Below are 19772 nucleotides of genomic sequence, written 5' to 3' on the forward strand. Positions count from 1 at the left end.
ATGCCGGTCGGATTCTGGCACCCCCCTCCCGGAATTTGCTGCGCGTGAAGCAAGAATTGATCTCCTCTGGTTTGGCGATGGCCGACTTCATCCATCGTCATCCCAGGCGCATCGTGGCGGCCCTGGCCGCCCTCTTGCTGTCCACCGGCGGTGGCGCCTACGCCGTCGCCTCGCTGGGCGCCAACGCCGCTCCCACCGACCCGCTGCGCCTGGTGACCGAGTCGGTCAGCCCCGAGGCCGTGGCGGCCCAGTTCAAACAGCTCGACAACTTCAGCTTCACCCTGTATCGCAGCGAGACCACGCGCGCCGCCGACACGCCCGAGGCCCTGCTCAAGCGCCTGGGCATTGCCGACCCGAGCGCCGCCGCCTTCCTGCGCCGCAACGAAACCGCCTGGAAGGCCGTGTTCGGCCGCGGCACCACCGGCCGCACGGTCACCGCCGAGGCCGACGACCGCCAGGGCCTGCTGCAGCTGCGCACGCACTGGCTGGATGGCGACAACGACCGCCAGTTCAAGCGCCTGGTGGTGCAAAAGCAGGGCAGCGACTTCAGCGCCCGCATCGAAACGGCGCCGCTGGTGGCCACGCAACGCCTGTCCAGCGGCACCATCGGCAGCACCCTGTTTGCCGCCACCGATGCGGCCGGCATTCCCGACAGCGTGGCGCGGCAGCTCACCGAGGTGTTCGAGTCCAGCATCGACTTTCGCCGCGGCCTGCGCCGGGGCGACCGCTTTTCGATCGTCTATGAAGCGCTCGAGGCCGACGGCGAGCCCCTCAAGACCGGTCGCATCCTGAGCGCCGAGTTCGTCAACCGCGGCAAGACGCAGGACGCGGTGTGGTTCCAGGCCGAAGGCAGCGACACCGGCGCCTATTTCGACTTCGACGGCCAGAGCCTGCGCAAGGCCTATTTGATCGAGCCGCTGGCCTTCACCCGCGTGACCAGCGCCTTCGGCATGCGCCGCCACCCGCTGTCCGGCGACATGCGCGGCCACACCGGGGTCGACTTCGGCGCGCCCACCGGCACCCCGGTGCGGGCGGTCGGCGACGGCACGGTCGAGTTCGCCGGCGTGCAGCGCGGCTACGGCAACGTCATCTACATCCAGCACACCGACCAGCGGGACACCACGGTCTACGGCCACCTGTCGCGCATCGACGTGCGTGAGGGCCAGAAGGTGCAGCAGGGTGTGAAGATCGGCGAGGTGGGCTCCACCGGCGTGGCCACCGGGCCGCACCTGCACTTCGAGTTCCGCGTCAACAACGAGCCGGTCGACCCGCAGGAAGTCATGGCCGAGCAGCGCGAAACCCCACCCGTGCCCGCCGCGGCCCGCGCGGCCTTCGCCAAGCTGTCGGCCAGCATGCAGCAGCAGCTGGCGGCGGCCGGCCAGATTCAGGGCAGCCCCTTCCAGTAAGCCAACCTCTTCGCAACAAAAAAGCGCCGCTGAGGGCGCTTTTTTGTTGTCGGGGTGCCGCGGGTTCAATCGGTGGTGAAAGACGAGCCGCAGCCGCAGGTGGTGGAGGCGTTGGGATTGCGGATGACGAACTGCGCGCCGTTCAGGTCGTCCTTGTAGTCGATCTCGGCGCCCACCAGGTACTGGTAGCTCATGGCGTCGATCAGCAGGGACACGCCGTTCTTGCGCATCACCGTGTCGTCGTCGTTGACCTGCTCGTCGAAGGTGAAGCCGTATTGAAAGCCCGAGCAGCCACCGCCCTGCACGAACACGCGCAGCTTCAGCTCGGGGTTGCCCTCTTCGGCCACCAGCGTGGCGACCTTGGAGGCTGCGGCGTCGGTGAACACCAGCGGGTCGGGCATGGCGAGGGTGGATTCGGGGGTGGCGGCATTCATGGCGGGTTCGGGCATGGACAGAGGGGACAAGTGTAAGACTTACTCGGTTTTGTCGGGGCGCAGCTCGAAAGTCGGCTCGATGGGCGCGGCCTCGGGTGCCACGGGTTCCACCGGCACCGGCAGCTCGCGCACCGGGGGCGGCGTAACCTGGGGCTGCAACTGGCCGGCCACCACGGCGCCGGGCTGCATCTCCAGCGTCTTGTAGCGCACATCGCCTTCGATGCGGCCGCTGGCCAGCAGTTCCAGCCGCTCGCGCGCCAGCACCGGCCCGACAACCAGGCCGGCAACGACGATGTGGTCGGCGCTGATGGCGCCTTCCACCCGGCCGCCCTCGTGGACCAGCAGCATGCTGGGCGCGCCTTCGTCGCCCGTCACGTCGCCCAGCACCGTGCCTTCGATCTGCAGGCCGTCCTGAAAGCTGCAGCGCCCGCTGACCTGCATGCCGGCGCCGATGGCGCTGCGAATGGCGGGTGGCGCCTGCTTCTTGTTGATACCCAGCATGAAACGCTCCTCGTGAGATCGGCTACTTTTACCACGAGCACCCGGCAGGCCCAAAAAAAGAAACCGCGCCGACCCATGCGGGCAGGCGCGGTGGATGGGCGCAGGCCCCGCGGGCTCGATCAGCGCTTGCTGAACTGCTTGCGGCGGCGCGCGGAGTGCAGGCCGACCTTCTTGCGCTCGACCTCGCGCGCGTCGCGCGTGACGTAGCCGGCAGCCGACAGCTGGGGCTTGAGGTTGGCGTCGTAGTCGATCAGCGCGCGGGTGATGCCGTGACGCACCGCGCCGGCCTGGCCCGATTCGCCGCCGCCGGCGACGTTGACCTGGATGTCGAAGGTCTCGACATGCTCGGTCAGCACCAGCGGCTGCTTGCAGATCATGATCGAGGTCTGGCGGCCGAAGAACTGCTCGATGGACTTGCCATTGACCGTGATCTTGCCGCTGCCCTTTTTCAGAAACACGCGGGCGACGCTGGACTTGCGACGGCCGGTGCCATTGTTCCATTCACCAATCATCTCGGCTCCTTAGACTTCCAGCGCCTTGGGCTGCTGGGCGCTGTGCGGGTGCTCGGCGCCGCCGTACACCTTCAGCTTCTTGATCATGGCGTAACCCAGCGGGCCCTTGGGCAGCATGCCCTTGACGGCCTTTTCCAGCGCGCGGCCGGGGTGCTTGGCCTGCATGTCGCGGAAATTGGTTTCGCGGATGCCGCCCGGGTAGCCGGTGTGGCGGTAGTATTTCTTGTCGAGCTCTTTCGCGCCGGTGACGCGGAGCTTGGCCGCGTTGACGACCACGATGAAGTCGCCGGTATCGACGTGAGGCGTGTAAATGGCCTTGTGCTTGCCGCGCAGACGGAGGGCAACTTCGCTGGCTACCCGTCCGAGGACCTTGTCGGTCGCGTCAATCACAAACCACTCGTGCGTCACGTCAGCGGGTTTCGCGCTGAACGTTTTCATGAGTTTTCCTTGAAGGAAGCTGGTTTGGTCGGCCCTTTTCCACGGTCGGTGCTCCTCTAGGACGGGAGCCTCTTAGGTGGTGATCTTGCTTTTGCCGCGGGGCCGCAAATCGCTGCAAAGCCGAGCATTTTAACCGGTTTTTCAACGCTGGCCAAGGCGCAGTCTTGTCCAACGAGGTATGAGCCTGAACGAGTTGCCGAGATTCCAACGAGATATGAGCCTGAATGGGCGATCTGGGTCGATCATTTTTCAGATGGTGATCGACATGGACGAATCCCGGCTGGGCAGCATTGCCCAATTGCAGGCGTTTCTCGAAGGCACGCTGGAGGTCAGCTTCAGCGCCTTCGCCGATGATCAAGAGCGCTATGCGCACATTGCCAGCGTGGTGCGCCGCTTGGGCTATACGCGTCTGTCCAGGCCCGACAAGGGCATCGTGCTGCGCTATCTGGCGCGCACCAGCGGCTACTCGCGCGCGCAACTGACGCGGCTGCTGGCGCGCGTGCTGGAAGGCCAGCCTCTGGCCAAGCGCTACCGCGTGCCAGCGCATGCCTTTGCCCGGCGCTACAGCCCCGCCGATGTGGCGCTGCTGGTGAGCGTTGATCGCGCCCATGGCTGCTTGTCGGGGCCGGCGACGGTGCACCTGCTGCGCCGCGCCTGGCATGTGCACGGTGATGCGCGCTTTGAACGCCTGGCGCAACTGTCGCCCTCGCACCTGTACAACCTGCGCAAGAGCGGCCCATACAAAGCCGCCCGGGTGTCCTTGACCAAAACCCGGCCCGTGCTCAATGCCATTGGCCAGCGACGCGCGCCCGACCCCGGCGGGCGAGTGGGCTTCATTCGCATCGACAGCGTCCATCAGGGCGATCTCGATCGCATCAAGGGGGTGTACTACGTCAATGCCGTCGATATCCTCACTCAGTGGGAGGTGGTGGCTTGCTGCGAGCGCATCAGCGAGGCGTTCTTGCTGCCGGTGTTGGAGCAGCTCATGGCTCAGTTTCCGTTTCCGATCCGCGGCTTTCATTCGGACAACGGCGGCGAGTTCGTCAATCGACAGGTGGCCGCCTTGCTGGGCAAGCTGCAGGCCGAGCAGACCAAGTCGCGCCCGCGCAAGAGCAATGACAACGCGTTGGCCGAGAGCAAGAACGCCGCCGTGGTGCGCAAGACGTTCGGCTACAGCCATATTCCGCAGCGCTTTGCCGGCCTGATCAACACGTTCTGCCAAGAGCATCTGAACACCTACGTCAACCTGCACCGCCCTTGCCTGTTTGCCAAGCAGGTGATGGATGCCAAGGGCAAAATTCGCAAGACCTACCCACCCGAGCTGGTGCAAACGCCGTTGGAGAAGCTCGCGAGCTTGCCGGACATTGACAAGCAGTTGCGCCGCGGCATCACTGTCCAGCTGCTGCAACAGCAGGCCGTGCAAGTGACTGACTTGCAGGCCGCTGAACAGCTCAATGCAGCGCGCATGGCGCTGTTTGCGACAATTGAAAAACGATCCAGACGCTTGGCCTGAACCCAACCTTCAATCCGGCTCGTTCAGGCTCATACCTGAATTGGAAAAGACTGGCGCCGACGAGGCCCGCCCGGCCCGGCTACCATCGCCCCCATGTTCAGCTATCGCCACGCCTTTCACGCCGGCAACCACGCCGACGTGCTCAAGCACCTCGTGCTGATCGCCACCGTGCGCCACCTGATGCAAAAAAGCGGGGCGCTGACGCTGATCGACACCCACGCCGGCGCCGGCATCTACCGCCTGGATGACCAGGCGGCGCAGACCTCGGGCGAGGCGCTGGCGGGCATTGCGCGCCTGCAGGCGGCGCTGGCGACCGATTTCAAGCCAAATGTGGCTGCAGCCGCCGTGGATCAAGCGCAAACAGCTATTGATTCAGAAGCGAACATCCTGCAGGACTACCTGCGCTTGATCGCCGGCTTCAACCGCAGCGCGGCGCCGGGCGCGGCCTGGAAGGTCTACCCGGGATCGCCGCTGATCCTGCATGCGCTGATGAGCGAGCCCGAACGCGCCGCCGTGCACGACCGCCTGCGCCTGTTCGAGCTGCACCCCACCGACTGGCAGGCGCTGCAGGCGCACGTGGCGCAGCTGGGCGCCGGCCGCCAGATCAGCATGGCGCGCGAGGACGGCTTTGTCGCGCTGAAGGCGCTGCTGCCGCCCCCGGCGGCCGCCGGCGGCTCGCGCCGCGCGCTGGTGTTGATCGATCCCAGCTACGAAATCAAGAGCGACTACGCCAAGGTGGCTGCCGCCGTGCAGGACGGTCTCAAGCGCTTCGTGACCGGCGTCTATGCGGTCTGGTACCCCATCATCGCGCGGCCCGAGGCGCACGCCCTGCCGCGCCGCCTGAAAACGCTGGCGCAGCAGGCCGGGCGCGACTGGCTGCATGCCACGCTGCACATCGGCGTGCCGCCGGGCGGCGCGCCCGGCCTGAGCGCCAGCGGCATGTTCGTCATCAACCCACCGCACACCCTGGCACCCGCGCTGCGCGGCGCCCTGCCGGACGTGGTGCAGGCACTCGGCCGTGGACGCGGGCAGGGCTACACGGTGGACGCCGGCTGAGCACCACTGCGGGCGCCGCCGAAGCGCTGCCGGCTGGCGGCGTCGGGCGGCGGCAGCGGCTGCCCGTCGGCGCGCTGCAGCAGCGCGTCCAGATGCCGCTCGGACGGCGCCAGCAGGCGCCGATACAGATCGCGCGTGAGCTGGCGCGCCGCGCGGCCGGGCCAGCCGGCCGGCAGCAGGACGTCGGGCAACTCCGGGTCGCGCAGCAGCAGGCGCCGCCAGTCGTGGATCAGCAAGGTGCGCAGCAGGAAGGCGTCTTCCGGCGTGATGGCCTGGCCCGCTTCGTCGGCCTGCAGCGCGCACGCGATGGGGCCGTAGTCGGCGTCGAAGCGGCTGTAGGCCTGGGCCAACTCGTCCAGATTCCAGGCGCGGCGCACCAGCTCGGCGTCGCTCTGGCCCAAGCCGTGGCGCGCGTCGCTGGCCAGCAGGGGCAGCAGTTGCGCCGGCGCTTCGGCCAGGCCCTCCGTGACCAGGGCCTGCAGCGCCTCGTCCAGATCGGCGCCGGGGTGAACGAAGCAGTCCGCCCCCAGCTGGCCGAAGCCCTGCCACGCCAGCGCGCGGCGCAGCGGCTCGCGCGCCTTGGCGTGCAGCTCGCGCACCAGCAGCAGCAGGCGCCAGCGCCCGTCCCAGGCGCGCGGCTGGGCGGCGTAGATGGTGCGCGAAGCCTCCTCGAAGCGCCGCTGGCCGGCCTCGGTCAGCAGGTAGTCGGCGCGCCGGCCGTGCGACTCGATGCGCAGCCAGGCCTGCTTGGCCAGGCGCGAGATGGCGGTGCGCACCAGGCGCTCGTCGATGCCCAGCGGCTGCAGCAGGCGGATCAGGCTGCCCACCCACAGCCGGCCGCCGCGCGGCGCCACCGCGTCGCCGAACAGCGAAATGATGAGCGCGCCGGCGCGCACCCGGCTTTGCTGGCGGTGCGCGTCGATGCGCGCGCGCGCCAACTCGGCGGCCGACGCGCCGCGCCTCACTGGACGACCCTCCGCGCTGCGCGCTGCGGGATTCGCGCTTGGGAGCGGCCCGGCGCGCTCACGGATGGGGCAACAGGTGCTCGCGGTCGGCGACGGTGGGTTGCTGCATGGCGAAAAATCCTTCGGTGTAGATCATGTCGGCGCCGGCGCCCAGCGCCTTGGCCGTCTCCACGCAGCTGGCCGTGAATTCCGGACTGCCGGCGGCGAACACCGTGTGCCTGGCCAGGTTGGGCAGCAGGCCGGGCAGCACGGCGTCGACGCGGCCGTGCAGAAAGCCCTCGGCCTGCTCGCGCGTGAGCGTGACACGATAGTCGAAGTTGCGGTGCTTGGTGCGCCACCAGGCCATCAGGCCCTGGGCATAGGCGTCCTCGCGCGTGCGCGCCGACAGCAGCAGCATGACGGGCTTGCGAAAGCCGCGCCGCAGCGCCGCCTCGGTCAGCGCCAGGATGGGTGCCAGGCCGGTGCCGGCGGCCAGGCACAGCACCGGCGTGTCGACGGCCGGATCGCCGATGAAGGTGCCGTAGGCGCCGCTGATCTTGAGGCTCTCGCCCACCGCCAGCCGGTCGTGGATCCAGGCGCTGGTCAGGCCGCCGTCGGCGCGCGCCACCTGCAGCACCAGCTCGCCATCGGGGCGCGGCGCGTTGCTGATGGAGTAGGCCCGCGCCGGCACGCCGCCGCGCGGATCGCCCACCGTCACGTACTGGCCCGGCCAGTAACGGATCGGCTGGCCCACCGGGCGCAGGTGCAGCTCGATGGCGCGCGCGGCCACCGGGCGCTTGTCGGTGACGACGAACAGGGCGTTCTCGCGCGGCGGAAACAGCTTGGGCCGCGCGTCGGCCGTGCCCCATTCGATCACCAGCTCGTCGGTGGTCGGCTTGGCCATGCACATCAGGCCGAAGCCATCGCAGCGCTCCTCGGGTGACAGCGCCATGTCCAGCACCATGCCCTGGTCGTATTCGCCCGCCAGCACCTTGACCTTGCACTCGCCGCAGGCGCCGGCGCGGCAGTTGTTGGGCAGGGCGTAGCCGGCCGTTTCCAGCGCCATCAGCACGGTGTCGCCGGCGGCGACCTCGACACTTTTTCCCGAGGGCTGGATGGTGACGCGCGACATGTCGTCAGAACACCGGGATGATGTCGTCCATGTCGGCGTCCGACACTTCCTGGCCCGTGATGCCGACTTCGGGAATCGCCGGGAACGGAATGTCGTAGCGGTCCAGCACGCCCTTGAGGTTGATGATGGCGTTGCGCCAGTTTTCCTTCTTCATCTCGTAGCTGGGGATGCCGAAACCCGCGCCGCGCGCCACTTCCTCGGCCTCGCGCTGGTTGTCGATGAAGTCGGCCGGCAGGTCCCAGAACTCCATCGGCGGCTCGAACAGCACGGCCGACAGAAACAGGTAGCCGGCGCGAATCTGCTTGGTGACGATGGCCTTGTCGGCGTCCTTCAGGCCCGGGTAGTCGCGCTCCATCACGGCCATGCAGATCGCCATGTGACGGCCCTCGTCGCGGCCGATGTTCTTGAACGCTTCCTTGAACACCGGCTCGCGCGCGCTTTCGTACATCTGCTTGAAGATGGTGGCGGCGGCGATCTCGCCCATCAGGAAGGAGCTGAACAGCACCGCCAGGTCGTACCTGGGCACGGCCTGCTTGTAGCCCGTCCAGTAGCGCCCGCCGTTGAAGTACAGCCACTGGGCGTTCTTCTGCAGGCGCCGGCCCAGCTCGGTCTTGGGCTGGTAGCTCAGCGGGTCGGGGTGGCCCAGCATGCGCGTGATGGCCTGGCCGCACATGATCTCGTGGTTCTGCTCGTCGCGCGTGACCGAGAAGAAGCACTTGCGCACCGGGTCTTCCTCGTGCACCTCGTAGGTCTTGATCAGCGCCTCGGCGAACACCGGCGGCGCCGAGGCGTCGAACACCGACAGCAGCGTCCACCAGTAGGCGATGGACTCGCGCTCTTCCCATGAATAGCTGTCCACGTCCAGCGTGTCCCAGGGCAGCTTCTCGGGCTCCCAGGCTTCGCGCAGCGAGGCTTCCCACACCTCCTGCAACTTCTTGGTCTTGCTGTGCCAGGACAGCGGGTAGATGTTGGGCTGCGGCGTTGCCGGCGGCAGTTCCATCTTGTCGGCAAAGCGTTCCTTGTGGGCGGACATGCGGGTCTCCTGGGTGTGATGGGTGGGTTCAGGCCTTTACATGACATTGATTGCCTGAAACTCGACTGTATTCGTCATATTACAAATAATCAACAGATTACATATTTTTTGTGATGTAATTGCCGCTGCAAGGGCGAACGCGCAGGCAGCAGAATTCCTCGACCGACTGGTCGGTCAATTCATCTACACTTGACGAGCGCCAGCCCCCAACGGAGACCGTTCATGTACACCCAGTCCTTTTCCGTCCCCGACGACAGCGACGCCAAGCCCGGCGCGCCCAAGGCCGCCGTGCAGGCGGTGCCGGCCGAAGACGCCGCGCACCAGGCGCGCTTCGACGCCCGCATCGACGCCGACGGCCGCATCGAGCCGCGCGACTGGATGCCCGCCGCCTACCGCAAGACCCTGGTGCGCCAGATCAGCCAGCACGCGCACAGCGAAATCGTGGGCATGCTGCCCGAGGGCAACTGGATCAGCCGCGCGCCCAGCCTGAAGCGCAAGGCCATCCTGCTGGCCAAGGTGCAGGACGAGGGCGGCCACGGCCTGTACCTGTACAGCGCCGCCGAAACCCTGGGCACCTCGCGCGCCGAAATGCTGGACGGCCTGCACAGCGGCCGCGCCAAGTACAGCAGCATCTTCAACTACCCCACCCTGAGCTGGGCCGACGTGGGCGTGATCGGCTGGCTGGTCGACGGCGCGGCGATCATGAACCAGATCCCCCTGTGCCGCTGCAGCTATGGGCCCTACGCCCGCGCCATGGTGCGCGTGTGCAAGGAAGAGTCCTTCCACCAGCGCCAGGGCTACGAGTCGCTGCTGGTGCAGATGCAGGGCACGCAGGCGCAGCGCGACATGGTGCAGGACGCCGTCAACCGTTACTGGTGGAAGTGCCTGGCCATGTTCGGCCCGCCCGACGCCGACAGCCCGCACAGTGGCCAGGCCATGCGCTGGGGCATCAAGCGCTTTTCCAACGACGATTTGCGCCAGAAGTTCGTCGACGCCACCGTGCCGCAGGCGCGGGTGCTGGGCGTGACCCTGCCCGACCCCGACTTGAAATGGAACGAGGCGCGCGGCCAGCACGACTACGGCGCCATCGACTGGGACGAATTCTGGCAGGTCGTCAACGGCCACGGCCCCATGAACCGCGAGCGTCTGGCCACCCGCGTGAAGGCGCACGAGGACGGCGCCTGGGTGCGCGAGGCCGCCGCCGCGCACGCCGTCAAGCAAGCACAACGCAATCTGAAGGAAGCCGCATGAGCACCCAACCCGCATTGAAGGACTGGCCGCTTTGGGAAGTCTTTGTCCGCAGCAAGCAAGGCCTGGAGCACAAGCACTGTGGCAGCCTGCATGCCAGCGACAGCGCGCACGCCCTGCAGATGGCGCGCGACGTCTACACCCGCCGCCAGGAAGGCGTGAGCATCTGGGTCGTGCCCTCGCACCTGATCGCCGCCAGCGACCCCGAGGACAAGGAACTGATGTTCGACCCGGCCAGCGACAAGATCTATCGCCACCCGACCTTCTACGACATCCCCGACGAAGTGGGGCACATGTGATGGACGCGCGCGTCAAACCCGAGAACCAGGCTTTGGCCTCGGTGGACTACCTGCTGCACCTGGCCGACAACGCCCTGGTGCTGGGCCAGCGCAACGCCGAGTGGTGCGGCCACGCCCCCATCCTGGAAGAAGACCTGGCCATGGCCAACCAGGCGCTCGACCTGATCGGCCAGGCACGCCTGCTGTATCAGCTGGCCGCCGCGCGCCTGAACGCCGAGGGGCGCACCCGGCGCCCCAGCGCCTGGCCGGCCGGCCCCGTCACCGAAGACACGCTGGCCTACTTTCGCGACGACGGCGACTTTCGCAACTACACCCTGCAGGAGCTGCCGCACAACCCCGGCCTGGTGCCCGCCGCCGGCGGCACGCGCGACTGGGGCGTCGCCATCGTGCGCAACTTTTTCTACGCCACGCTGATGGAAATGGTGTGGGAGCGGCTGGCGCAGTCGCCCGACCCCGACCTGGCCGCCATCGCCGCCAAGAGCCTGAAGGAGGTGCGCTACCACGTGCGCCACGCGCGCGACTGGCTGCTGCGCCTGGGCGACGGCACCGACGAATCGCACCGGCGCGTGCAGGCCGCGGTCGATTATTTGCTGCCCTTCACCGCCGAGTTCTGGACCGCCAGCGCGGTGGACGCGCAGGCCGTGCCGGCCGGCGTCGACGTGCCCGCCCTGCGCGCCGCCTGGGAGCGCGCCGTCGACGCGGCGCTGCAGGAGGCCACGCTCGCGCGCCCGCCCGCCGTCGACGCCTACGTGCCGCAGGGCAAGGAGGGCGTGCATTCCGAGCACCTGAGCTACCTGCTGGGCGAAATGCAAAGCCTGGCACGCGCGCATCCGGGGGCGGTGTGGTGACTTCGTTTTTGCGCGCCCGAGTTTGCTCCCTCGCCCCTCTGGGGAGAGGGTTGGGGTGAGGGGCGCGGCCATGCCAGCGTTGAACGCCCCCGCCCTCACCCCTGCCCTCTCCCAGAGGGAGAGGGAGCAAACCCCAGAGTTCGCCGCCCTGTGGAACGCGCTCGACGAGCTCACCGACCCCGAAATCCCCGTCGTCACCCTGCGCGAGATGGGCATCCTGCGCGCGCTGCGCGTGGGCGACGACGGCGTGATCGAGGTCGTCATCACCCCCACCTACAGCGGCTGCCCGGCAATGGAGCAGATCCACGCCGACATCCTCGCCACCCTGCGGCGCCAGGGCGTCGCCGGCCGCGTGGTGACCCAGCTGGCGCCCGCGTGGACCACCGACTGGATAAGCGAGGCCGCGCGCGAAAAGCTGCGCGCCTGGGGCATCGCGCCGCCGCACGCCGCACGCGCGGATGGACTGGCGGTGATCCATCTTGCTCCCAACATGAGAGCTGCCGGCGCTTGCCACACGGGCGTCAGAGCCTCATTTGATTCAAAACCCGTGGTGATGTGCCCGCAATGCGGCTCCGCCAACACCACCGAGATCTCGCACTTCGGCTCCACCGCCTGCAAGGCGCTGTACCGCTGCCTGGACTGCATGGAACCCTTCGACCACTTCAAGAACATCTGACCGACATGGCCGCACCGCGCTTTCACGACCTCACCGTGGCCCGCGTCACGCCCGAAGCGGCGGGCGCCGTGGCGCTCACCTTCGCCGTGCCGCCCGAGCTGGAAGGCACCTTCGCCTTCGAGCCCGGCCAGTTCCTCACCCTGCGCACCGAGCTCGATGGCGAGGACGTGCGGCGCAACTACTCGATCTGCTCCACGCGCAGCCACTATCGGTCGGCGCGCGAGCTGCAGGTCGGCATCCGCCCGATGGAAGGCGGCCTGTTCTCCAACTGGGCCGCCACGCGCGTGAAGGCGGGCGACCGGCTGGCGGTGATGCCGCCCGACGGGCGCTTCACCATCAAGAAGCCGCGCGCCCTGCACCGCGTGGGCTTTGCCGCCGGCTCGGGCATCACGCCCATCCTCAGCCTGGCCGCCAGCACGCTGGAGGACAGCGAGCACGCCAAGTTCACCCTGGTCTACGGCAACCGGCGCATGGGCAGCGTGATGTTCAACGAGGCGCTGCAGGACCTGAAGGACAAGTACAAGGACCGGCTGACGCTGATCCACGTGCTGTCGCGCCAGGCGCAGGAGGTGCCGCTGCTGGAAGGCCGCATCGACGCCGCCAAGGTGCGCCAGCTGCTGGCCACCCTGCTGCCGGCGGCCAGCATGGACGAGGTCTTCGTCTGCGGGCCCGAGGCGATGATCGAGGCCGTCGAGGCCACGCTGCTGGAAGCCGGCGTGCCAGCCGAGCGCATCCGCACCGAGCGCTTCACCTCGCCGCGCCTGGACGGCATGAGCCCGGCCGCGCGCCAGGCCGCCATCCAGCACGCCGACCCCGAGGCGCCGGTGGGCGAGGTGCAGCTGACCCTGGTGATGGACGGCAAGAGCCATCAGCTGGCCATGCGGCGCGACCAGAAGGTGCTGGACGTGGCCCTCAGCGTGGGGCTGGACGCGCCCTTCTCGTGCCGCGACGGCGTGTGCTGCACCTGCCGCGCCAAGGTGCTGGAAGGCAGCGTGAGCATGGACAAGAACTTCAGCCTGGAGCCCGACGAGATGGCCCAGGGCTTCGTGCTGAGCTGCCAGGCGCGGCCCACCACCGACCGGCTGACGGTGAGCTACGACGAGCGCTGAGCGGCGCCCGCGCCGGCCGTCAGCGCAGGCTGATCGAATTCTCGGCGCTCACCAGCAGGGCGTCGACCTCATCGCCCAGCACTTCGCGCAGCACCACGGTGTCGTGGCCGCGCTGCAGCATGCCCAGCGCGCGGGCGGCGGCGCGGCTGAGGTCGATCACCCGGCCGGCCACGAAGGGTCCGCGGTCGTTGATGCGCACCACCACCTGCTTGCCGGTGCGCGGGTTCTGCACCAGCAGGCGCGTGCCGAAGGGCAGGCTCTTGTGCGCGGCCGTGAGCTCATGCATGTCGTAGGGCTCGCCGCTGGCGGTGCGCTGGCCGTGAAAGCCCGGGCCGTACCACGAGGCCACGCCGCGCTGCAAGGTGCGCCCGAGGGCACGGCCCAGGGCCGCCGGATCCAGGTCGAGCTTGGGCGCGGCCTCGGCCCGTCCGCCCAGGCGCGACTTGAAACCGGTGTAATTGGGGCAGCGCATGTCGTGCACGGCCTTGGCCGAGCTGCAAGACTGCGTCAACGATGAGGTGGAAGCGTCTGGCGACACCGTCTGGGCCGCGAGCGGCCCGCATGCCAACAGCAGGGCGCCGATCCACGACATGCGGCGCAAAATGCCTGAAGGCTGACGGCTTGCACTTCCCGAAACCGGCGCCGCCCCGCAGGGGGCGCCGGGAGAGGTGTCCCGTAACATGCGGCGGATTCTAGGGGCTGAGGCCCGCCCGGCAAGTGGTTTTATGTATCAAAACCGGGTTTTTAGATCAAAACGGTTGGCCAACCCCTTGGCGTTAGATACAAATGGTTGAATAACAAACATCCCCGGATCAGCGCCCGAGCCCCAGGCGCTGGCACAGGGCCAGCGTGGGCGCGGCCTGGTTGAGGGTGTAGAAGTGCAGTGCGGGCGCGCCGCCCTGGATCAGCCGCTCGCACTGGCGCGCCATCACGTCCAGGCCGAAGTCCTTGATGGCGGCCACGTCGTCGCCCAGGCTTTGCAGGCGCAGGCGCATCCAGCGCGGCACCTCGGCGCCGCAGTTGTCGGCAAAGCGCAGCAGGCCGGAGCTGTTGGTGATGGGCATGATGCCCGGCACCACGGGCACCTCCAGGCCCAGCGCGCGCACCTCGTCGACAAAGCGGAAGTAAGCGTCGGCGTTGAAGAACATCTGCGTGATGGCGCCGTCGGCGCCGGCGCGCACCTTGGCCGCCAGCGCCTGCAGGTCGGCCTGGGGCGAGCGCGCCTGCGGGTGCATCTCGGGATAACAGGCGGCGTACAGGCGAAAGTGCTCGCCCGTCTCGGCGCGGATGAAGGCGATCAAGTCGCTCGCGTACTGGAACTCGCCGCCCGCGCCGTAGCCGCTGGGCAGGTCGCCGCGCAGCGCCACCAGGCGCGTCACGCCCATGGCGCGCAACTCGGCCAGCTGCGCGCGCACCGAGGCGCGCGTGGCGCCGATGCACGAGAAGTGGCTGACCGCCTGCGCGCCCTCGGCCAGCATCTCGGCCACCACGGCGAAGGTGCCGGCCTGGGTGGAGCCGCCCGCACCGTAGGTGACCGAGCAGAACTCGGGCGCCAGCGCGTACAGCTGCTGGCGCACGCCGCGCAGCTTGGCCACGCCCTCGGGCGTCTTGGGCGGGAAGAATTCAAAACTGATGGGCAGGGTCATGGCATGTGCGATGGAGAAGCGAAGATGTGAGAACAGCCGAACGCAGAGGACGCAAAAAAATCGCAGAGGGCGCAGAAAAAAACCTTCTGAAAATGCTTTCAAAACAATAGTTTCTTGCGCGCACCAAGCAACAACTTCAAAGCATTTTCAATCATCTTGTTTTTTGAATTTTTTGCGTCCTTTGCGATTTTTTTGCGCCCTCTGCGTTCGGCTGTTGAGGCTGTTTTGGCCTGTCGCCCGCTCCACCCGCGTGGATGAAGAATTCGCGGTTGCCGTCGCCGCCGGCGATCGGGCTGGGCAGCCAGTGCAGCACCCTCAGGCCCGCGTCGGCGCAGGCCGCACGCAGGCGCTGCTCGACCCGCGCGTACAAGGCCGCATCGCGCACGATGCCGCCCTTGCCGATGTCGGCCGGCTGCAGCTCGAACTGCGGCTTGACCAGCAGCAGCAGATGGCCCGCGGGCGCCAGCAGCGGCGCCAGCGCGGGCAATACCAGGGTGAGCGAGATGAAGGACAGGTCGCCGACGATCAGCTCGAATGTGGCATCGAATTGGCCCGCAGCGCCCGTTGAATCAGCGCCGGCAGCTATTAATTTTGTTGCATCGAGCTGCCGCACATTGACGCCCTCCAACACCCGCACCCGGTCATCGCCGCGCAAGCGCGGGTGCAACTGCCCGTGGCCGACGTCGACGCCTGTCACGTGCGCGGCGCCGTGCTGCAGCAGGCAGTCGGTGAAGCCGCCGGTGGACTGGCCCACGTCCAGGCAGTGCCAGCCCGCCACCTGCAGGCCGGTGGCGGCCAGCGCACCCTCCAGCTTGAGGCCGCCGCGCGAGACGTAGCGCGCCTCGGCCGCATCCAGCAGTTCGACCTCGGCGTCGGGCGGCAGCGCGTCGGCCTTGGCCAGGGCGCGCCAGGCGCCGCCCGGCATGCGCCAGCGCGCGCCGGCCGCCAGCAGGCGCTGAGCCTGGCTGCGGCTGGCGGCCAGGCCGCGGTCGAGCAGCCACTGGTCGGCGCGCATGGCGGTTTTTAAACGAAATCGGCCTGCGGCGCCCGTCAATCAAGCGTCAGCAGCTATTCAATCAATAGCGATACGTATCCGACTTGTACGGCCCCTGCACCGGCACGCCGATGTAGGCGGCCTGCGCCTTGGTCAGCTGCGTCAGTTCCACGCCCAGCTTGGACAACTGCAGGCGGGCCACCTTCTCGTCCAGGTGCTTGGGCAGCACGTAGACCTTGCCCTCGTCATAGCTCTTGGGCTTGGTGAACAGCTCGATCTGCGCCAGCGTCTGGTTGGCGAAGCTGCTGCTCATCACGTAGCTGGGGTGGCCGGTGGCGCAGCCCAGGTTGACCAGCCGGCCCTTGGCCAGCAGGATGATGCGCTTGGCCGGCTTCTTGCCTTGCCTGGGGAAAATCACGTGGTCGACCTGCGGCTTGATCTCTTCCCACTGGCAGTGCTTTTCAAGCGAGGCGACGTCGATCTCGTTGTCGAAGTGGCCGATGTTGCAGACGATGGCCTGGTCCTTCATGGCCGCCATGTGCTCGTAGCGGATGACGTCGCGGTTGCCGGTGGTGGTGACGAAGAGATCGGCCTTGTCGGCGGCGTATTCCATGGTCACCACCTTGAAGCCCTCCATCGCCGCCTGCAGCGCGTTGATGGGGTCGATCTCGGTCACCCACACCTGGGCCGACAGCGCGCGCAGCGCCTGGGCCGAGCCCTTGCCGACGTCGCCGTAGCCGGCCACGCAGGCCACCTTGCCGGCGATCATCACGTCGGTGGCGCGCTTGATGCCGTCCACCAGCGATTCGCGGCAGCCGTACAGGTTGTCGAACTTGCTCTTGGTGACCGAGTCGTTGACGTTGATGGCGCGCATCTTCAGCGTGCCCTTGGCCGCCATCTCGGCCAGGCGGTGCACGCCGGTAGTGGTCTCCTCGGTCACGCCGATGATGTGCGCCAGGCGCCGGCTGTACCAGGTGGGATCGAGCTTGAGCCTGGCCTTGATGGCGGCGTGCAGGATCTTTTCTTCTTCGCTGCCGGCCTTGCCCAGCGCCTTGAGGTCTTTCTCGGCGCGCGCGCCCAGGTGCATCAGCAGCGTGGCATCACCGCCGTCGTCGAGGATCAGGTTGGGGCCTTCGTGCTTGCTGCCCTTGGCGCCGAACTCGAAGATGCGGTGCGTGTAGTCCCAGTAGTCCTTGAGCGACTCGCCCTTGATGGCAAACACCGGCGTGCCGGCGGCGGCAATGGCGGCAGCGGCGTGGTCCTGCGTGCTGAAGATGTTGCACGAGGCCCAGCGCACCTCGGCGCCCAGCGCCTGCAGCGTCTCGATCAGCACGGCGGTCTGGATCGTCATGTGCAGGCTGCCCGCGATGCGCGCGCCTTTGAGGGGCTGCTTCTTGGCGTATTCGGCGCGGATCGCCATCAGGCCGGGCATCTCGGTCTCGGCGATTGCGATTTCCTTGCGGCCCCAGGCGGCCAGGGACAGATCGGCCACGGCCGAGTCGGGGGTAGGTTTGAGAACAGCGCTCATGGTCTTCTCCAATCGAAGGTCTGAAAAAACCACGCCTTGGAGGGAAAGCACTCACCGCACTGCCAGCGTGGGTGAGCGTCGTTGCATGAAATATCCGAGCCTCGTGCCCCGCGCGCGGGAGGCACTGCAACGCTCCTCGGAAGGGTTGAAATTATATCGGCGCGGCTTCAGCGCGGCGCCATCATGGGCGCGCCGCTCGTTGGCAATCCTTGCCATGCCCACGTAAAATCGGCCCATGAGCACCGTGACCATGAACATCTCGCTGACGGATGACCTCAAGGCCTTCGTCGACGCGCGCATCAAGGCGCGCGGCTACAGTTCGGCCAGCGAATACGTGCGCGACCTGGTGCGCCGCGACGAGGAGCGGGCCGCCGAGGAGCGCTTCGTGGCGCTGATCCAGGAGGGCATCGATTCGGGCCCGGCCACGCGCACCTGGGACGAACAGCGTGACGCGTGGACGGCACGCATCGCCACCGCCCGTGCCGCCAAAGCCGCGGCACGCCCGTGAGCCCCATCGTTCTCAGCCAACAGGCCGCCGACGATCTGGAGCAAGCCTTTGCGTATTACTTCGACGTGTCCGACTTGGCTCTGGCCGAGCGTTTCAGGGACGAAGTAGACGCCGCACTGCAACACATCAAAAAGCACCCAGGAACGGGATCGCCCCGATACGCGCGCACCAGCGCCGCGGTCGGCCTGCGTTTCTGGACCTTGAACCACTTTCCCTACGCCGTCTTCTATCTCGCCGGGCCACAGCGCATCGACATCGTGCGCGTGCTGCACCAGGCGAGCGACCTTGCACGGCACCTGACTTCGCCATAACGCCTTCATCGTGTCCTACGCCTCCGAAACGCGCCGCCGCCGCACCTTTGCCATCATTTCCCACCCCGACGCCGGCAAGACCACGCTGACGGAAAAGCTGCTGCTGTTCTCCGGCGCCATCCAGATCGCCGGCGCCGTGAAGGGCCGCAAGGCCAGCCGCCACGCCACCAGCGACTGGATGGAGATCGAGAAGCAGCGCGGCATCTCGGTGGCCAGCTCGGTGATGCAGATGAGCTACCGCGACCACGTCATCAACCTGCTGGACACGCCCGGCCACAAGGACTTCTCGGAAGACACCTACCGCGTGCTCACCGCCGTCGATTCGGCCCTGATGGTGATCGACGCCGCCAACGGCGTGGAGGCGCAGACGCGCCGCCTGATCGAAGTTTGCCGCCAGCGCGACACGCCCATCATCACCTTCGTCAACAAGATGGACCGCGAGGTGCGCGACCCGCTGGACATCCTCGATGAGGTGGAGCGCGAACTGGGCATGCCCTGCTGCCCGATGACCTGGCCGGTGGGCCAGGGCAAGACGTTCGGCGGCATCATCGACCTGCGCACGCAAAGCATGACGGTGTTCCAGGCCGGCAGCGAGAAGCGCCCGCAGGACTTCGAGGTCATCCCGCTCACCGACACCGACAAGCTGCGCGCGCGCTTCGGCGCAGCCTTCGACCACGCCATGGAAAGCATGGAGCTGGCCGTCGGCGCATCCGAGCCATGGAACCACGAGGCCTTCCTGGCGGCCAAGCTGACCCCCGTGTTCTTCGGCTCGGGCGTCAACAACTTCGGCGTGATGGAAGTGCTGAACGCCGTGGTCGACATGTCGCCCCCGCCCGGCCCGCGCAAGGCCTGGACCGAGGTCAACCGCCAGCGCGAGGAAGTCACCGTGCATCCCGAGGACGAGGGCTTTTCGGGCGTGGTCTTCAAGGTGCAGGCCAACATGGACGCCAACCACCGCGACCGCATCGCCTTCGTGCGAGTGGCCTCGGGCAAATACCAGCCGGGCATGAAGATGAAGGTGCAGCGCACCGGCAAGGAGTTGCGCCCGACCAGCGTGGTGACCTTCATGAGCCAGCGGCGCGAGGCGGTCGATGAGGCCTACGCCGGCGACATCATCGGCTTCACCATTCACGGCGGCGTGCAGCTGGGCGACTCCATCACCGATGGCCCCAACCTGCAGTTCACCGGCCTGCCCTTCTTCGCGCCCGAGATGTTCATGACCGTGGTGCTGAAGAACCCGCTGCGCACCAAGCAGCTGCAGCAGGGCCTGATGCAGCTGGGCGAGGAAGGCGCCATTCAAGTGTTCAAACCGGATGCGGGCGGCAACATGCTGCTGGGCGCCGTCGGCCAGCTGCAGTTCGAGGTGGTGCAGCACCGCCTGAAGACCGAGTACGACTGTGACGTGCGCCTGGAAGGCTGCCCCTACACCGGCGCACGCTGGATCACCGCCGACACGCCGGCCGAGCTGAGCGCCTTCGAGAACGCCTACCCCCTGCGCATGGCCCACGACGCCGCCGACACCCTGGCCTACCTGTGCACGTCGCCCTATGACGTGCGCCTGGCGCAGGAGCGTTTCCCGAAGATCCACTTCCACCCGCTGCGCGAGCATGCGGGGCTGGAGTTGCAGGCGACCTGA

The 19772-nt window shown here is 67.7% G+C and carries 22 protein-coding genes and 1 riboswitch; of the genes, 11 read left to right on the top strand and 11 right to left on the bottom strand.

Annotated features, from left to right (window positions below):
• Nucleotides 1-44: 44 nt before the first annotated feature.
• Nucleotides 45-1406 carry a peptidoglycan DD-metalloendopeptidase family protein gene (locus ACWHMB_RS18430; protein WP_377480938.1) on the top strand — a complete coding sequence of 454 codons (1362 nt, stop codon included), beginning with the start codon at nt 45-47 and terminating at the stop codon, nt 1404-1406.
• A gap of 65 nt (nt 1407-1471) precedes the next feature.
• Here ACWHMB_RS18430 and erpA read toward each other — a convergent pair whose 3' ends face one another.
• The 4 genes from erpA to rplM form a co-directional block, all read right to left on the bottom strand.
• Nucleotides 1472-1840, bottom strand: a complete 369-nt coding sequence (erpA, locus tag ACWHMB_RS18435) for an iron-sulfur cluster insertion protein ErpA (RefSeq protein WP_293221573.1) — start codon at nt 1838-1840, stop codon at nt 1472-1474.
• 39 nt (nt 1841-1879) lie between these two features.
• On the bottom strand, nt 1880-2341 hold the full coding sequence (locus ACWHMB_RS18440) for a bactofilin family protein (protein WP_377480941.1): 462 nt from the start codon (nt 2339-2341) through the stop codon (nt 1880-1882).
• 119 nt (nt 2342-2460) lie between these two features.
• Nucleotides 2461-2853 (bottom strand): 30S ribosomal protein S9, encoded by a 393-nt coding sequence (gene rpsI, locus ACWHMB_RS18445; protein ID WP_377480944.1) that lies wholly within the window; start codon nt 2851-2853, stop codon nt 2461-2463.
• A gap of 9 nt (nt 2854-2862) precedes the next feature.
• A complete protein-coding gene (gene rplM, locus ACWHMB_RS18450; protein WP_377480947.1) occupies nt 2863-3291 on the bottom strand; it encodes a 50S ribosomal protein L13 in 429 nt (142 codons plus the stop codon).
• 214 nt (nt 3292-3505) lie between these two features.
• Between rplM and ACWHMB_RS18455 the strand changes: the two genes are divergently transcribed.
• Nucleotides 3506-4804 (top strand): integrase, encoded by a 1299-nt coding sequence (locus tag ACWHMB_RS18455; protein WP_377542571.1) that lies wholly within the window; start codon nt 3506-3508, stop codon nt 4802-4804.
• A 93-nt stretch (nt 4805-4897) separates the two neighbouring features.
• Nucleotides 4898-5860 (top strand): 23S rRNA (adenine(2030)-N(6))-methyltransferase RlmJ, encoded by a 963-nt coding sequence (locus ACWHMB_RS18460; RefSeq protein ID WP_377483362.1) that lies wholly within the window; start codon nt 4898-4900, stop codon nt 5858-5860.
• Here the strand turns inward: ACWHMB_RS18460 and paaX are convergent.
• Genes paaX through ACWHMB_RS18475 form a run of 3 tightly spaced genes read right to left on the bottom strand, consistent with a single transcriptional unit; the run spans nt 5839 to nt 8969 of the window.
• Nucleotides 5839-6825, bottom strand: coding sequence for a phenylacetic acid degradation operon negative regulatory protein PaaX (paaX, locus tag ACWHMB_RS18465; protein ID WP_377483364.1), 987 nt, complete (start codon nt 6823-6825; stop codon nt 5839-5841). The genes ACWHMB_RS18460 and paaX overlap by 22 nt on opposite strands.
• Before the next feature lie 58 nt (nt 6826-6883).
• Nucleotides 6884-7936: a 2Fe-2S iron-sulfur cluster-binding protein gene (locus ACWHMB_RS18470; protein WP_377483366.1), complete on the bottom strand. Its 1053-nt coding sequence runs from the start codon at nt 7934-7936 to the stop codon at nt 6884-6886.
• 4 nt (nt 7937-7940) lie between these two features.
• A complete protein-coding gene (locus ACWHMB_RS18475) occupies nt 7941-8969 on the bottom strand; it encodes a hypothetical protein (protein WP_377483368.1) in 1029 nt (342 codons plus the stop codon).
• Between the two features lie 222 nt (nt 8970-9191).
• On the opposite strand from ACWHMB_RS18475, the gene paaA reads away from it, so the two are divergent.
• From paaA to paaE, 5 genes are all read left to right on the top strand, one after another.
• On the top strand, nt 9192-10220 hold the full coding sequence (paaA, locus tag ACWHMB_RS18480; RefSeq protein WP_377483370.1) for a 1,2-phenylacetyl-CoA epoxidase subunit PaaA: 1029 nt from the start codon (nt 9192-9194) through the stop codon (nt 10218-10220).
• Nucleotides 10217-10516 (top strand): 1,2-phenylacetyl-CoA epoxidase subunit PaaB, encoded by a 300-nt coding sequence (gene paaB, locus ACWHMB_RS18485; RefSeq protein WP_293221523.1) that lies wholly within the window; start codon nt 10217-10219, stop codon nt 10514-10516. Before paaA ends, paaB begins: the two co-directional genes overlap by 4 nt.
• Entirely contained in the window at nt 10516-11364 is an 849-nt protein-coding gene (paaC, locus tag ACWHMB_RS18490) for a 1,2-phenylacetyl-CoA epoxidase subunit PaaC (RefSeq protein WP_377483373.1), read from the top strand. Before paaB ends, paaC begins: the two co-directional genes overlap by 1 nt.
• A 70-nt stretch (nt 11365-11434) precedes the next feature.
• Complete coding sequence (gene paaD / locus ACWHMB_RS18495; protein ID WP_377483375.1) at nt 11435-12040, top strand: 1,2-phenylacetyl-CoA epoxidase subunit PaaD; 606 nt, start codon at nt 11435-11437, stop codon at nt 12038-12040.
• A 5-nt stretch (nt 12041-12045) separates the two neighbouring features.
• A complete protein-coding gene (paaE, locus tag ACWHMB_RS18500) occupies nt 12046-13149 on the top strand; it encodes a 1,2-phenylacetyl-CoA epoxidase subunit PaaE (RefSeq protein WP_377483377.1) in 1104 nt (367 codons plus the stop codon).
• Between the two features lie 19 nt (nt 13150-13168).
• On the opposite strand, the gene ACWHMB_RS18505 is transcribed toward paaE, so the two are convergent.
• The 4 genes from ACWHMB_RS18505 to ahcY all read right to left on the bottom strand — a co-directional run bounded on the left by ACWHMB_RS18505 (nt 13169) and on the right by ahcY (nt 17317).
• Nucleotides 13169-13660, bottom strand: a complete 492-nt coding sequence (locus ACWHMB_RS18505; RefSeq protein WP_377483379.1) for a septal ring lytic transglycosylase RlpA family protein — start codon at nt 13658-13660, stop codon at nt 13169-13171.
• A gap of 301 nt (nt 13661-13961) precedes the next feature.
• Nucleotides 13962-14795 carry a methylenetetrahydrofolate reductase [NAD(P)H] gene (gene metF / locus ACWHMB_RS18510; protein WP_377483381.1) on the bottom strand — a complete coding sequence of 278 codons (834 nt, stop codon included), beginning with the start codon at nt 14793-14795 and terminating at the stop codon, nt 13962-13964.
• A gap of 151 nt (nt 14796-14946) precedes the next feature.
• The gene (locus ACWHMB_RS18515) at nt 14947-15810 is read right to left on the bottom strand and encodes a TlyA family RNA methyltransferase (protein ID WP_377483383.1); all 864 of its coding nucleotides are present in this window, start codon (nt 15808-15810) and stop codon (nt 14947-14949) included.
• A 61-nt stretch (nt 15811-15871) separates the two neighbouring features.
• On the bottom strand, nt 15872-17317 hold the full coding sequence (gene ahcY / locus ACWHMB_RS18520; RefSeq protein ID WP_377483385.1) for an adenosylhomocysteinase: 1446 nt from the start codon (nt 17315-17317) through the stop codon (nt 15872-15874).
• Nucleotides 17318-17383: 66 nt separating this feature from the next.
• A riboswitch (S-adenosyl-L-homocysteine riboswitch) is annotated at nt 17384-17461 on the bottom strand.
• A gap of 91 nt (nt 17462-17552) precedes the next feature.
• Here ahcY and ACWHMB_RS18525 point away from each other — a divergent pair.
• Genes ACWHMB_RS18525 through ACWHMB_RS18535 form a run of 3 tightly spaced genes read left to right on the top strand, consistent with a single transcriptional unit; the run spans nt 17553 to nt 19772 of the window.
• Nucleotides 17553-17825, top strand: coding sequence for a type II toxin-antitoxin system ParD family antitoxin (locus ACWHMB_RS18525; protein ID WP_377483388.1), 273 nt, complete (start codon nt 17553-17555; stop codon nt 17823-17825).
• Entirely contained in the window at nt 17822-18136 is a 315-nt protein-coding gene (locus tag ACWHMB_RS18530; RefSeq protein ID WP_377483390.1) for a type II toxin-antitoxin system RelE/ParE family toxin, read from the top strand. The genes ACWHMB_RS18525 and ACWHMB_RS18530 overlap by 4 nt, the downstream gene beginning before the upstream one ends.
• A gap of 10 nt (nt 18137-18146) precedes the next feature.
• Nucleotides 18147-19772, top strand: coding sequence for a peptide chain release factor 3 (locus ACWHMB_RS18535; protein ID WP_377483392.1), 1626 nt, complete (start codon nt 18147-18149; stop codon nt 19770-19772).

Source organism: Ottowia pentelensis (assembly GCF_964341695.1).

Bases quoted from the DNA above. Each gene is read 5' to 3' on its own strand.
- ACWHMB_RS18470 (WP_377483366.1), bottom strand. From the start codon at position 7,936: ATGTCGCGCGTCACCATCCAGCCCTCGGGAAAAAGTGTCGAGGTCGCC.
- rplM (WP_377480947.1), bottom strand. From the start codon at position 3,291: ATGAAAACGTTCAGCGCGAAACCCGCTGACGTGACGCACGAGTGGTTT.
- erpA (WP_293221573.1), bottom strand. From the start codon at position 1,840: ATGAATGCCGCCACCCCCGAATCCACCCTCGCCATGCCCGACCCGCTG.
- metF (WP_377483381.1), bottom strand. From the start codon at position 14,795: ATGACCCTGCCCATCAGTTTTGAATTCTTCCCGCCCAAGACGCCCGAG.
- rpsI (WP_377480944.1), bottom strand. From the start codon at position 2,853: ATGATTGGTGAATGGAACAATGGCACCGGCCGTCGCAAGTCCAGCGTC.
- paaB (WP_293221523.1), top strand. From the start codon at position 10,217: ATGAGCACCCAACCCGCATTGAAGGACTGGCCGCTTTGGGAAGTCTTT.
- ACWHMB_RS18525 (WP_377483388.1), top strand. From the start codon at position 17,553: ATGAGCACCGTGACCATGAACATCTCGCTGACGGATGACCTCAAGGCC.
- paaE (WP_377483377.1), top strand. From the start codon at position 12,046: ATGGCCGCACCGCGCTTTCACGACCTCACCGTGGCCCGCGTCACGCCC.
- ACWHMB_RS18460 (WP_377483362.1), top strand. From the start codon at position 4,898: ATGTTCAGCTATCGCCACGCCTTTCACGCCGGCAACCACGCCGACGTG.
- ACWHMB_RS18515 (WP_377483383.1), bottom strand. From the start codon at position 15,810: ATGCGCGCCGACCAGTGGCTGCTCGACCGCGGCCTGGCCGCCAGCCGC.
- ACWHMB_RS18455 (WP_377542571.1), top strand. From the start codon at position 3,506: ATGAGCCTGAATGGGCGATCTGGGTCGATCATTTTTCAGATGGTGATC.
- paaD (WP_377483375.1), top strand. From the start codon at position 11,435: ATGCCAGCGTTGAACGCCCCCGCCCTCACCCCTGCCCTCTCCCAGAGG.
- ACWHMB_RS18440 (WP_377480941.1), bottom strand. From the start codon at position 2,341: ATGCTGGGTATCAACAAGAAGCAGGCGCCACCCGCCATTCGCAGCGCC.
- paaA (WP_377483370.1), top strand. From the start codon at position 9,192: ATGTACACCCAGTCCTTTTCCGTCCCCGACGACAGCGACGCCAAGCCC.
- ahcY (WP_377483385.1), bottom strand. From the start codon at position 17,317: ATGAGCGCTGTTCTCAAACCTACCCCCGACTCGGCCGTGGCCGATCTG.
- paaC (WP_377483373.1), top strand. From the start codon at position 10,516: ATGGACGCGCGCGTCAAACCCGAGAACCAGGCTTTGGCCTCGGTGGAC.
- ACWHMB_RS18475 (WP_377483368.1), bottom strand. From the start codon at position 8,969: ATGTCCGCCCACAAGGAACGCTTTGCCGACAAGATGGAACTGCCGCCG.